Source organism: Bacteroides faecis (assembly GCF_020091505.1).
Taxonomy (GTDB): domain Bacteria; phylum Bacteroidota; class Bacteroidia; order Bacteroidales; family Bacteroidaceae; genus Bacteroides; species Bacteroides faecis.
Map to the genome: position 1 here is coordinate 4,468,681 of NZ_CP081916.1, position 13,668 is coordinate 4,482,348.

Consider the following 13,668-nt stretch of genomic DNA (forward strand, 5'->3'; position numbering starts at 1 on the left):
CTCTATATCTCTTTATTTTTTAGACAATCGAATAATCCGCCCTTCCTTCTTATAACTGAAGTGATTTGTATGCATCAACACATTCAATATCTCGTCTGGAAGATTATCTGTAGAAAATTCGCCGGTAAAACGTTCAACCTTCAAACTCTCGTCATCATACACAAACTTCAAATCATACAGTTTCTCCATGATATTTGTAATCTCCAGCAATGAATGCTGCTTGAATTTCAGCTTTCCGTTAATCCAGAGCAGAACTTCAGTCGGCTCGGCATATTCTATCAATTCAGCCTGATAAGTTGTTGTATTAATGTTCAACGTTTGTCCCGGCTTCAGCAAGTATCCATTATTTACGGTTCGCGGAGATTCCATTCTTACAGAACCTTGCAACAAAGTAGTCACTACCCTATCCTCTTCTTCACGTGCCCGTACATTAAACTTTGTACCCAACACACAGGTCTTAATATGCTTAGTATTAACAATGAAAGGAGCATGCTTATCACGAGCCACCTCAAAATAAGCTTCACCCGACAAATCAATCTGACGATCCGTACTCCAGAAAGAATTACGGTAAATAAGCTTCGTAGATGCATTCAGCCAAACCTTACTACCGTCCGGAAGTACTGTTTGCGCTCTCTGTCCGCCGGTAGTCATCACTGTATAATCAGAAAGTTTATTGGAAAGCAATCCCCACGCAATTCCACCTGCGAAAACAAGACCTGCCAGAAAAGCGGCTGCCGCGGACGCATAACGTCCCCATCGAACCGATATACTTCTTCGCTTGGCTTTTTTCTCCTTTTCACGTACGAGCGACTTAAACTTCGTCAGTGAAGCTTCTGTGTCTACAGCATCCATCACTGCCATACGGTCGCCTACAAAAAGGGTATAATAAAGTCGCTCTAGTATTTGTCGGTTTTCCGATGCTTCTTCACACCACAATTCTACCTGCCGACATTCTTCGTCATTGCTTCCTCCCCGCAAGTAGTTCACCAAGATAGATTCATCCATGTTCAATCATCCTTTTACTATAAAAAAATATAATACCTCTGTTATTAATACAGTTGACAGCGCAAAGATACTAAACTAAAAAAGAAAAAAATATTTTCTCCCGTTTTATTTCGTTTCTTTCATTGCTTTCATTATTTTTGCTCTGCATAAAAAATAATGAAGAATGCAACAACCTCCTATATACCTAGATATTAACAATAATAAATCTATCATCACTGCCTTAAAGGCAGGCGAAGAATATGTATTCGACGCTGTCTACAAGCACTATTTCAGTAGATTATGTGCTTTTTGTTCGCAATATGTCAGCGAACAAGAGGAGATTGAGGAGATTGTACAGGACACAATGATGTGGTTATGGGAAAACCGTTGTAGCCTTCTAGAAGAGCTGACATTGAAAACGCTTCTTTTTACTATCGTGAAAAACAAGGCCCTGAACCGTATTTCGCATTTTGAAATCAAGCGTAAGGTACATCAGGAAATTACAGAGAAATACGAGAAAGAATTCGATAATCCTGACTTTTATCTGGAAAATGAGTTATTCCGTCTTTATGAGAATGCCTTGAAGCAACTTCCCAAAGATTATCGTGAAGCATACGAAATGAATCGTAGTCACCGGTTGACTCATAAAGAAATTGCAGAGAAGTTGAACGTCTCTCCCCAAACAGTCAACTATCGTATCGGACAAGCATTAAAGCTGTTACGTATTGCCTTAAAAGACTATTTGCCTTTATTCATTCTTTATTTCGGGCCTAATATATTCAAACAATCATGAAACAATTCATACTAAAAGCATGAGCGAACTCCTAGTCTATAAAGCCTCGGCAGGTTCAGGCAAAACCTTTACCCTCGCCGTAGAATATATAAAATTGCTGATACTTAATCCACGCGCCTATCGGCAGATACTCGCCGTTACCTTTACCAATAAGGCGACAGCTGAAATGAAGGAACGTATCCTTAGCCAACTATACGGTATTCAGATCGGTGATAAAGATTCCGAAGCCTACTTGAACCGTATCAAAGAAGAAACAGGAAAAACAGAACTGGAAATACGGGAAGCGGCAGGAATTGCTCTCGGATTTATGCTGCATGATTACAGCCGTTTCCGCGTAGAGACCATTGACTCTTTCTTTCAGTCCGTCATGCGCAATCTGGCACGCGAACTGGAACTCAGTCCGAATTTAAACATCGAACTGAACAACGCAGAAGTACTCAGCGATGCAGTGGATAGCATGATTGAGAAATTAGGTCCTACCTCTTCTGTCCTCGCGTGGCTGTTGGACTACATTAATGAACGAATAGCCGATGACAAACGTTGGAATGTATCGGATGAAGTCAAAAACTTTGGACGTAACATCTTCGATGAAGGATATATAGAAAAAGGAGAAGGTCTTCGTCAACGCCTCCGTAATCCGGATACTATCAAAGAATACCGCAAGCAACTGAAAGCTCTTGAAACAGAGATACTGGAGCAGATGAAAGGATTCTACGAGCAGTTTGAAGGAGAGTTAGAAGGGCACGCCCTGACTGCCGATGAATTAAAAAACGGTTCACGGGGAATAGGCAGTTATTTCCGCAAATTGAATAATGGCATTCTAAGCAATGACATTCGTAACGCGACTGTTGAGAAATGTCTGGATGACGCCAAGAACTGGGCGACAAAAACCTCTCCCCGTTATACCGATATTATAGATCTGGCAAATTCCAGTTTGATACAGATACTGGAAGATGCAGAAAAACTACGTTCTAAAAACAATCTTTTATTAAACAGTTGCCGGCTTTCCCTGCAACATCTCAACAAAGTGCAGCTGCTCGCCAATATCGATGAGGAGGTACGCCAACTGAACCATGACAACAACCGATTCCTTCTGTCAGATACCAATGCCTTGTTACATCAACTGGTCAAGGATGGAGATTCTTCCTTCGTATTCGAGAAGATAGGAACCAACATCCGCAATGTCATGATTGACGAGTTTCAGGATACCAGCCGAATGCAATGGGGAAACTTCAAGCTACTGTTGCTTGAAGGTCTTTCACAAGGAGCAGACAGCCTGATAGTAGGAGATGTCAAACAGTCAATCTATCGCTGGCGAAACGGTGACTGGGGAATTCTTAATGGTCTGAATGACCGCATTGAGCACTTTCCTATTAAAGTAAAAACACTGGCTACCAACCGAAGAAGTGAAACCAATGTCATCCGATTCAACAATCATATATTTACTGCCGCTGTAGATTACCTGAACGGTGTCTACAAACAACAATTGGGCAAAGATTGCGATGACTTACAAAAGGCTTATGCCGATGTTGTACAAGAATCCCCCCGAAGTATGCAAAAGGGATATGTCAAAGCTACTTTTCTGGAACCGGACGAAACACACGACTACATCGAACAGACATTAATTAGTCTGGGGGAAGAAGTAGAACACTTACTCTCTTCCGGTATACGATTGAATGACATAGCGATCCTTGTACGAAAGAACAAAAGTATTCCCCGTATCGCAGACTATTTCGACAAAGAGTTACATTATAAAATCGTATCAGACGAAGCCTTTCGCCTCGATGCCTCTCTCGCCATCTGTATGATGATAGACGCATTGCGTTATCTGTCCGATGAAAACAATAAGATAGCCCGGGCCCAACTGGCAATAGCCTACCAAAATGAAGTTTTGCAGAAGAATATGGACTGGAATACGCTCCTGCTTCTTCCAATAGAGAACTATCTGCCATCCGTATTTCTCGAAAAGCAAAGAGAACTCCGTTTCATGCCTCTCTACGAATTACTGGAAGAACTATTCAGCATCTTCGAGATGGGGCACATCAAAGAACAAGATGCCTATCTGTTTGCCTTCTTCGATGCCGTGACGGATTATTTGCAAAGTAATTCCTCTGAGCTTGACAGTTTCATCCGCTACTGGGACGAGACACTATGCAGCAAAACTATTCCCAGCGGTGAAGTGGAAGGTATCCGGATCTTCTCCATCCACAAATCCAAAGGATTGGAATTTCATACAGTACTCCTCCCTTTCTGCGATTGGAAACTGGAAAATGAAACGAATAACCAACTGGTATGGTGTGCTCCTCAAGAGGCTCCGTTTAATGACATGGACATCCTTCCAATCAATTACTCGACACAAATGGCCGAGTCCATTTACGGGAACGATTATTTGCAGGAACGTCTTCAACTGTGGGTGGACAATCTCAACTTGCTTTATGTAGCCTTTACCCGTGCCGGAAAGAATCTTATCATATGGAGTAAAAAAGGTCAAAAAGGCACCATGTCCGAACTGTTAGCCAATACGCTGCCTGTAGTTGCCCTCAAAGAAGGTACTGATTGGGAAGAAGATTGTTATGAGCAAGGAGAACTATGTCCTTCGGAAGAAGAAAAAGCAAAAACTTCGACTAACAAACTAACTCAAAAACCTGAGAAATTACCCGTCCGCATGGAATCTATGCGTCATGATATTGAATTCCGGCAATCCAACCGTTCCGCTGATTTCATTCAGGGAATCGAAGAAGAAGAATCGGACGACCGTTTTATCAACCGGGGGCGTATGCTGCACACACTATTTTCCGCCATTGAAACGGCAAAAGACATTGATCCGGCTATCGAACGTCTGATTTTCGAAGGGGTCATCGGCAGCAACGAAAAAGCAGAAGAAATACGTGAAGTGGCTCACAAAGCTTTTTCTTCTCCGGAAATTCAAGACTGGTATTCAGGGGAATGGACCTTGTTTAACGAATGTGCTATCATTTACAAAGAAAAAGGGGCTTTACAGACCCGACGTCCTGACCGTGTAATGATGAAAGACGGACAAGTAGTGGTAGTTGACTTCAAATTCGGAAAAGAAAACCTCCAATACAATAAACAGGTTAAAGGGTACATGCAGTTACTTACTAAGATGGGATATAAAAATATCACAGGCTATCTGTGGTATGTGGATGAAGGACTAATTGTAAAAGTGAAATAATGAAGACGGCACCGCTCATAGGAATCAGTCGTCATCGGCTCACTACTGATGGTGAGGGAGTTACTACACTTGTGGCTTTCCATGGTTGTCCATTGCGTTGTAAGTATTGCCTCAATCCGCAATCTCTGCATTCGGAAGGCATATGGAAGCACTATGACTGCATGCAACTTTATGAGGAAGTCAGACTGGATGAATTATACTTTCTCGCCACTCATGGAGGAATCACTTTCGGAGGTGGAGAACCTTGTTTGCAAAGTGATTTTATTTATGAATTCCGTCAGCTCTGTGGACAGGAATGGCAACTTTCCGTAGAATCATCACTCAATGTACCACAAGAGAATATAGAGAAACTATTACCTGTCATTGATTATTATATCATCGATATCAAGGACATCAATAATGATATATACCAGCAATACACCGGAAAAGAAAATGAAAAGGTGCTGAATAATCTTCATTATTTAATTGAGCATGGAAAAAATGAGCAAATCATTGTTCGTACCCCCATCATTCCCGTGTATAATTCAGAGAGTGACGTAGACAACAGTATCCGTCTTCTAAAAGAAATGGGTATCACCCAGTTCGATCGGTTTACATATAAAACACTTAATACTTACCAGCCATGAAACGAGGAAAACAAACCTGCAAGATATTAAAGGATATCCGCAGACAAATAGCAGAAGCCAACGATATTGAGTTCATTACTTCCGAGTGTCAATATCAAGGAGATTGTCTGGGCACATGTCCCAAATGCGAAGCAGAAGTACGCTATTTAGAGCAACAACTGGAACGTAAACGGATGGCCGGGAAAGCTATAACTATATTAGGGATATCTGCCGGCTTGGTAGCAATGGCACCGATGACTTCCTGTAGTAGTTCCCCTAATAAAGGAAGTAATCAGGAAACTATCAGTGACTCCGCCAATACAAGTGTAATGTTTGGAGAAGTATGCCCGACTCCTATAGAGGATACTATACCTATGGTAGAGAGAGATACAGTAAACAAACAAGAATTACCTGAGCTACCCCAAGAACAGGGATTAATTGAGATCACTCCTATATCAGGCGATATAATAACAGTAAAAGACTCGCTTGCCGACGTATTGGAAGTGGCTGCTGTCATGCCCGAATTTCCCGGAGGAGCACAAGAACTGATGAAGTTTATCACTAAAAATATAAATTATCCGAAAGAAATAGCTCAAGGAGAATTGGGCGCTCAAGGTCGCGTCATCGTTCAATTTATCGTTGATAAAGAAGGAAATATTATTCAGCCTAAAGTGGTGCGTGGTGTAGATCCCTATTTAGACAAAGAAGCATTACGCATTGTCGGTCTTATGCCTAAATGGAAACCGGGAGAGCTGGATGACGGAACGAAAGTTGCCGTCCGATTCACAATTCCCGTAATGTTCAGGCTACAATAAACAAATATATAAGCTAGAAAATCTATAATTGATATGCAATCATTTCTCCAACTAGTCGCTCACGATTTATATGCCAAGATAGGAAACGACTTATCTCGTACAGTACTCGTATTCCCTAATAAACGTGCCAACTTATTCTTCAACGAATATTTGGCAGGAGAATCCAATCAACCCATCTGGTCACCTGCTGCAATGAGTATCAGCGACCTGTTCCGGAAGTTATCTGTGCAGAAAGCCGGTGATCCTATCCGACTGGTCTGCGAACTATATAAAGTATTCCGCGAAGAGACAGAAAGCCAGGAAACGCTGGACGATTTCTATTTTTGGGGCGAACTGCTGATCAGTGATTTCGACGACGTAGACAAAAATCTCGTTGATGCGGATAAACTTTTCAGCAATTTACAGGACCTGAAGAATCTGATGGACGATTACGAGTTTCTTGATAAAGAACAGGAAGAGGCGATCCGGCAGTTCTTCCAAAATTTCTCTATCGAACGCCGGACAGTGCTGAAAGAGAAATTCATCTCCCTTTGGGACAAACTAGGCACCATCTACCACCGCTACCGTGAAAACTTAGCGGAACTGGGAATAGCCTATGAAGGCATGCTCTACCGCAATGTAATCGAGCAACTGGATACCACCCAATTGAAATACGACAAATATATCTTTGTCGGCTTCAATGTACTCAATAAAGTAGAGACAAAATTCTTCCAACTATTACAAGATGCAGATAAAGCCATGTTCTATTGGGATTACGATATCTTCTACACCAAGCAGATTACCAAACACGAAGCCGGAGAATTCATCAACCGTAACCTGAAACTATTTCCGAATGAATTACCCGAAAGTTGTTTCGACACTTTGCGAAAACCGAAAAATATACGCTACATCTCCGCTTCTACTGAAAATGCACAAGCCCGCTTTCTTCCTGAATGGGCACATAACACTCTTTCCACTACCAACGAAGAGAAAGAGAACGCCGTTGTGCTCTGCAATGAAGCTCTGCTGCTTCCCGCACTCCATTCCATTCCACAAGAAGTGAAGAACGTCAACATCACGATGGGTTTCCCGCTGGCACAAACTCCGGTATACAGTTTTATCAATGCCGCTATGGAATTACAAACCAACGGCTACCGCAGCGATACCGGACGCTTCACCTACGAAACCGTATCTGCTATACTGAAGCACCCTTATACCCGGCAGCTATCCATCAATGCCGAACCTTTAGAACGGGAACTGACCAAGACCAACCGCTTCTACCCGCTCCCTTCGGAACTGAAGATGGATGACTTTCTGGCAAAGCTCTTTACTCCTCGAAACGGCATCAAAGAGTTATGCGATTATTTGACGGAATTAGTCAAAGAAATCTCCCTTCTCTATCGGGAAGAAAGCGAGTATAGCGATATCTTCAACCAACTATACCGGGAATCACTTTTCAAGAGCTATACTACTATCAATCGTCTCTATAGCCTGATAGAAAGCGGAGAACTGAACATACGTACCGACACGTTAAGACGCTTGATCAGCAAGGTTCTGACCGCTTCCAACATTCCTTTCCATGGAGAACCTGCCATTGGCATGCAAGTCATGGGAGTACTGGAAACCCGTAACCTTGATTTCCGCAATATAATCCTTCTTTCGCTCAACGAAGGGCAGCTACCGAAATCCGGAGGAGACTCTTCTTTTATCCCCTACAACCTTCGGAAAGCTTTCGGCATGACCACCATCGAACATAAGAATGCAGTCTACGCCTATTATTTCTACCGACTGATACAACGGGCGGAAAACATTACTTTGCTCTATAACACTTCTTCCAATGGACTGAATCGTGGAGAAGAATCCCGTTTCATGCTTCAACTACTGGTAGAAGGGCCTCACAAAATTGTCCGTGAGTATCTCGAAGCCGGACAATCTCCTCAAAGCACAACAGATATCAGTATAGAGAAAACTCCCGAAGTATTCGAACGACTACGCAGTGCCTATGATTGTTCAAGTCCTCAATCATATATACTTTCTCCTTCAGCCCTCAACGCCTATCTCGATTGCCGGCTGAAATTCTACTACCGTTATGTAGCCAAATTAAAAGCACCGGACGAAGTCAGTGCGGAAATCGACTCCGCATTGTTTGGAACGATCTTCCATCTCTCCGCCCAATTAGCTTACACAGACCTGACCGGTAATGGGAGAATGATACAAAAAGAAGATTTGGAACGCCTGCTACGCAACGAAGTCAAACTGCAAAACTATGTGGATCTGGCTTTCAAGCAAGAACTCTTTAAGGTTCCGGCAGAAGAAAAACCCGAATACAATGGTGTGCAGCTCATCAATTCCAAAGTGATTGTTTCCTATCTGAAACAACTACTGAGAAATGACCTGCAATACGCTCCCTTTGAAATGGTCGCTATGGAAAAGCCAGTTGCCGAGAAAATAACGATCCAAACCGGACAAGGTCCCATCACCCTTCGTCTAGGGGGAACTGTTGACCGCATAGATGCCAAAGACACTACTCTGCGTATCGTAGACTATAAAACCGGAGGAAGTCCCAAGACACCTGCCAACATTGAACAACTGTTTACTCCATCAGAAAGTCGTCCCAACTACATTTTCCAGACTTTTCTGTATGCTGCTATTATGAGCCGGCAGCAATCTCTGAAAGTAGCTCCTTCCCTTCTTTATATCCATCGGGCTGCTTCTGAAAGCTATTCGCCGGTCATTGAAATGGGAGAACCTCGCCAACCGAAAATCCCGGTCAGCAACTTTGCCTTTTTTGAGGATGAATTCCGCGAACATCTGCAAAGACTATTAGAAGAAATATTCGATGAGAATGAGCCTTTCACACAGACAGAAGATACTAAAAAATGTGCTTATTGTGATTTCAAGGCAATCTGTAAAAGATAAAGCCATTCAGCATTCAGCCTTTTCAGTATCTCTCGCAAATGCCCTGACAGAAGGGGATAGCGGCTGAAGGCACTATATTATAACCTGTCTCTGATAGGCTCTGAGAAGGGGGGAGCGGTTTCAGCCCTTTCAGTCGGGAAGACTCAAAGTTCAGAGGCTAATAATTTCTGACTCAATAGAGCCTGTGTTTACCTCAAACAGAGGTTCTATTGGGAACAAACAGAGCCTCTGTTTGAGGTAAACAGACCCTCTTTTTTTTCTGAACTATAGGTCGGCTTATTCATTTAAAATAAGTCGGCATACCATCTTACTTTTACCTCGGAGGCGAGTAGCCTTTATCTCGGGGCTGAGTGAAGTTCATCTCGGTGGTGAGTGAAATTCATCTCGGGGCTTACGAAATTCACCCCGTATGTTAAGTGACGATCACTTGCAGGCAGAGTAACCATAGGCTAAATAAACGATGAATTTATGTATGGTCAAGGCTGAAAGGGCTGAAACCACTCACCCCCTCCCAAAGCCTACTAGAGACAGGTTATAAAATAGAGTCTTCAGCCGCTATCCCCTTCTGTCAGGGCATTTGCGAGAGATACTGAAAAGGCTGAATGCGGTAAGTATCCTGATAATAGTATGAGTAAAACTAGTACATCTTTCATTCAAATGTAGCACATCTTTAACTCAAACGTTGTACATCTTTGACTCAAATATTGTACAAGAATCGGATAACTTAAGTACTTGTCACAAGCAAGTCTTGTGCTCATTAGGAAGTACTCCTATAGAGGGTTATAACAAAGACTGTCTGCCATTCCGGACCGACACCACTTCTATCAAGTAATGCCCGCTCTGAATGACAGGACAGTCTTTTGACTTATCTCGAATTTATATCAACTTTTATCGAACTTATATTAGCTTTCTAACAGCGGAATCGAGAAACTGAATGTAGAGCCTTCCTCTTTCTTCGAAGTAAACCAAAGTTCACCACCATTTTTAGTAACAAAATCTTTGCAGAGCAACAGTCCGAGTCCCGAACCTTCCTCATTATTAGTACCAAAGGTACTAAAATGCGTATCGGTATGCAGCAATTTCTTCTGATTTTCTTCATCAATACCACAACCGCTATCCTTCACGCTCACTACCGCCATATTATCTTCTTCTTTCAGCGATACCAAAACTTCCGATCCTTCATTGCTGAACTTGATGGCATTACTTATCAGATTGCGAATCACCGTTTTAATCATATCAATATCTGCACGTACTTCCACACGTTCATCAGGAATATCCATTGCTATACGGATATTCTTCAAACCAGCTACCATCGTAAAGATCTCGCTGACTCCTTCCACAACTTCTACCATATCGATATTCTGGTAAACAACCTTCAGCTTACCGATCTGGCTCTTCGTCCACTTCAATAAGTTATCGAGTAATGAGAATACATCCTCTGTTGTCTGATTGGCCATCGTCAACAGTTCATACATTTCAGGACCGATCGTTTCACTCGGCAAGTTCAGAATCAGCATATTGAGCACCATCTTGATAGAGCCCATAGGAGAACGCAGGTCATGCGCAATCACAGAGTAAAGTTTATCACGTCCCATGATAGTCCTGCGTAGCTCTTCTGTCTGTGCTATAATAATTCGTTTGGCTGCCACCAGCGAAATCTGATGCGTCACACGAATAATCAGTTCCTCCTTATTGAACGGCTTGGAAATAAAATCGTTGCCACCCACCTGAAATCCTTTTACGATATCCGCCGTGCTATTCAAAGCAGTAAGGAAGATAACAGGAATTTCGCTCATTTCTTCGTCCGCCTTCATTTGCCGGGCTACTTCGAAACCACTGATATCCGGCATCATCACATCCAATAATACAAGATCAGGCTTCTCTTTCTTTACCTGTTCCAAAGCCTGTGTACCATTACCTGCTGTTACAATATTGAACTTCTCATTAGTCAGAAGCACCTTCAGCAGAAGGACATTTGAAATTACATCGTCCACAATAAGTATCTTATATTCGGAAGGATTTATTTCCACATTCATATCATTCTATTTTTATGTTACATCAAACATTTTTAAAATACTCAATCATACGCTTCAATCCGTCTTCCAGTTCGACGGTAGGCTGCCATCCCAGTTTCTCTTTTGCCAGTTTAATATCCGGCTGGCGTTGTTTCGGATCATCCGTCGGCAGAGGCTTAAATACAATCTTCGAAGTAGAGCCCGTCATCCGGATTACTCTCTCCGCCAATTCAAGAACCGGAAATTCATTTGGATTTCCAAGGTTTACAGGACCTGTAAAATCATCCTCCGTATCCATCATCCGCACCATACCTTCTATCAGGTCATCAATATACTGGAAACTGCGTGTCTGTTTTCCATCACCATATATAGTGATGTCTTCATTATTTAGTGCCTGTATGATAAAGTTAGAAACCACACGTCCATCATTAGGTAGCATTCTCGGGCCATAAGTATTAAAGATACGAATAATCTTGATACGTGTCTGATTCTGACGATAGTAATCCATAAACAATGTTTCAGCACATCGTTTTCCTTCATCATAACATGACCGGTACCCCACCGGATTCACATTTCCCCAATAAAATTCCGGCTGGGGATGAACAATCGGATCACCATACACCTCGCTGGTAGAGGCTTGCAGTATTTTCGCATCCAGTCTCATTGCCAGTCCGAGCATATTGATAGCACCCATCACAGATGTTTTGGCTGTTTGAATCGGATCATGTTGATAATGGATAGGAGACGCCGGACAAGCCAAGTTGTATATTTCATCCACCTCGGCAGAATAAGGATAAGTAACGTCGTGTCTTACAACTTCAAAATGATGGTTCCCCATCAAATGCTTTATATTGTCCTTGGAACCTGTAAAGAAGTTATCCAGACATATCACGTCGTGCCCCTCATTTACAAGTCGAGTACAAAGATGAGAGCCTATAAATCCAGCCCCGCCACTTACCAATATTCTTTTCATTTTCTAATATTAACTATTGTTTTTCAGAGAACATAACTTCTCTGTTTTGTTTATAAAGGCAAATGTAAACGATTTGCTCATAATATACAATTTTAGAGATGGATATTTTTTAAGAAAAGCAAAAATAAAATAGTTTCAGTTTTCGAAACAACTTCCCTGCACCAAGTGTTATTAATACCAATAAACCACTAATTCAATAGGATTATGATAATGAATGAACTTAATACAAACCTGATAGAAGCGGCCAAAGAAAGATTCCCAGCAAAAGGACAGCTAGCGAATATATTGATGGATACCCTCTATATGGGCAAAGAAGCTATTTACCGGAGGCTGCGCGGCGAAGTCCCCTTTACATTTCAGGAAGCAGCCGTTATTTCAAAAGAACTGGGGATATCATTGGATAGAATTGCAGGAGTGAGCTTCAGCAATAATGCAATGTTCGATATCAATGTAGTAGATCATAACGAACCCTTTGAGACCTATTATGATTTCCTGAACAAACATGTCAAGTTATTCCACACATTACGGGAAGATACGAGTGCTGTATTAGGAACTGCTTCAAACGTGATTCCCCAAACGCTCTATCTGAAACATGAACTTCTGGCTAAGTTTCGTTTCTTCAAATGGATGTACCAAAATGAACATATCAATTGCAAACATTTTGAGGACCTGAAAATTCCCCAAAAGATTATCAATGCCCAACAAGACTTTGTGAAGTTATCACAGCATATTCATACGACCGATTATATTTGGGACAGTATGATTTTTCTTCATCTCATCAATGACATACAGTACTTCTCCGACATTCACCTTATTTCAGACGAAATGAAGCAAAACATTAAAGAGGAATTACTGAAACTTACGGATGAGTTGGAAAGCATCGCCATGAAAGGAAAAACAGACTTCGGCAATGATGTGCATATCTATGTGTCACAAATCAATTTTGAAGCAACTTACAGCTACCTGGAAACAAACCTGATGCAACTCAGTATGATACGAGTTTATTCCATCAACTCACTAACCACGCTGGATGCTCAAATGTTCCGAAGCTTGAAGGAATGGATTCAATCACTAAAAAAATTCTCTACACTGATTTCACAAAGTGGAGAAATGCAACGCATCCAGTTCTTCAAGCAACAACGTGAAATTATTGATGCTCTTTAATTTTCGCTTAGTTTCGATTATCGAAACTAAGCGAAAATCTTAGTTCTAAATCATGAAAGTAGACAAGCCTCTTGCCTACTTTTTTCATTATACGACCTCCGCACTTAGCTATTCTATCAAATGAGAAAAAGCCATCACCTCTCAGAGCTGTTTTCCCACACAAAACTATCGTTTACATGACTTAATTTTGCATAGAATGTATCATACAGATTATTAACGTATATAAAA

9 protein-coding genes are annotated in these 13,668 nt (G+C 41.7%); 6 read left to right on the forward strand and 3 right to left on the reverse strand.

From position 1 onward, the window contains the following. Positions 1-12: 12 nt before the first annotated feature. Positions 13-1,005: a FecR family protein gene (locus K6V30_RS17495; RefSeq protein WP_055270699.1), complete on the reverse strand. Its 993-nt coding sequence runs from the start codon at positions 1,003-1,005 to the stop codon at positions 13-15. 163 nt (positions 1,006-1,168) lie between these two features. Between K6V30_RS17495 and K6V30_RS17500 the strand changes: the two genes are divergently transcribed. The 5 genes from K6V30_RS17500 to K6V30_RS17520 are packed head-to-tail and all read left to right on the forward strand — an operon-like array spanning position 1,169 to position 9,288. Continuing rightward, on the forward strand, positions 1,169-1,777 hold the full coding sequence (locus K6V30_RS17500; RefSeq protein WP_055270697.1) for an RNA polymerase sigma-70 factor: 609 nt from the start codon (positions 1,169-1,171) through the stop codon (positions 1,775-1,777). A 19-nt stretch (positions 1,778-1,796) separates the two neighbouring features. Beyond that, entirely contained in the window at positions 1,797-4,970 is a 3,174-nt protein-coding gene (locus K6V30_RS17505) for a UvrD-helicase domain-containing protein (protein ID WP_070612907.1), read from the forward strand. Then, positions 4,970-5,596, forward strand: a complete 627-nt coding sequence (locus K6V30_RS17510; protein WP_010537883.1) for a radical SAM protein — start codon at positions 4,970-4,972, stop codon at positions 5,594-5,596. Before K6V30_RS17505 ends, K6V30_RS17510 begins: the two co-directional genes overlap by 1 nt. Beyond that, positions 5,593-6,390 (forward strand): energy transducer TonB, encoded by a 798-nt coding sequence (locus tag K6V30_RS17515; RefSeq protein WP_010537882.1) that lies wholly within the window; start codon positions 5,593-5,595, stop codon positions 6,388-6,390. The genes K6V30_RS17510 and K6V30_RS17515 overlap by 4 nt, the downstream gene beginning before the upstream one ends. A gap of 33 nt (positions 6,391-6,423) precedes the next feature. Beyond that, positions 6,424-9,288 (forward strand): PD-(D/E)XK nuclease family protein, encoded by a 2,865-nt coding sequence (locus K6V30_RS17520; protein ID WP_055270693.1) that lies wholly within the window; start codon positions 6,424-6,426, stop codon positions 9,286-9,288. A 902-nt stretch (positions 9,289-10,190) separates the two neighbouring features. Here K6V30_RS17520 and K6V30_RS17525 read toward each other — a convergent pair. Continuing rightward, on the reverse strand, positions 10,191-11,324 hold the full coding sequence (locus K6V30_RS17525) for an ATP-binding response regulator (protein ID WP_010537880.1): 1,134 nt from the start codon (positions 11,322-11,324) through the stop codon (positions 10,191-10,193). A 22-nt stretch (positions 11,325-11,346) separates the two neighbouring features. After that, the gene (locus K6V30_RS17530) at positions 11,347-12,276 is read right to left on the reverse strand and encodes a UDP-glucuronic acid decarboxylase family protein (protein ID WP_022301079.1); all 930 of its coding nucleotides are present in this window, start codon (positions 12,274-12,276) and stop codon (positions 11,347-11,349) included. Positions 12,277-12,480: 204 nt separating this feature from the next. Here K6V30_RS17530 and K6V30_RS17535 point away from each other — a divergent pair, with 204 nt between their 5' ends. Continuing rightward, a complete protein-coding gene (locus tag K6V30_RS17535; RefSeq protein ID WP_055270691.1) occupies positions 12,481-13,440 on the forward strand; it encodes a hypothetical protein in 960 nt (319 codons plus the stop codon). Positions 13,441-13,668: the final 228 nt, after the last annotated feature.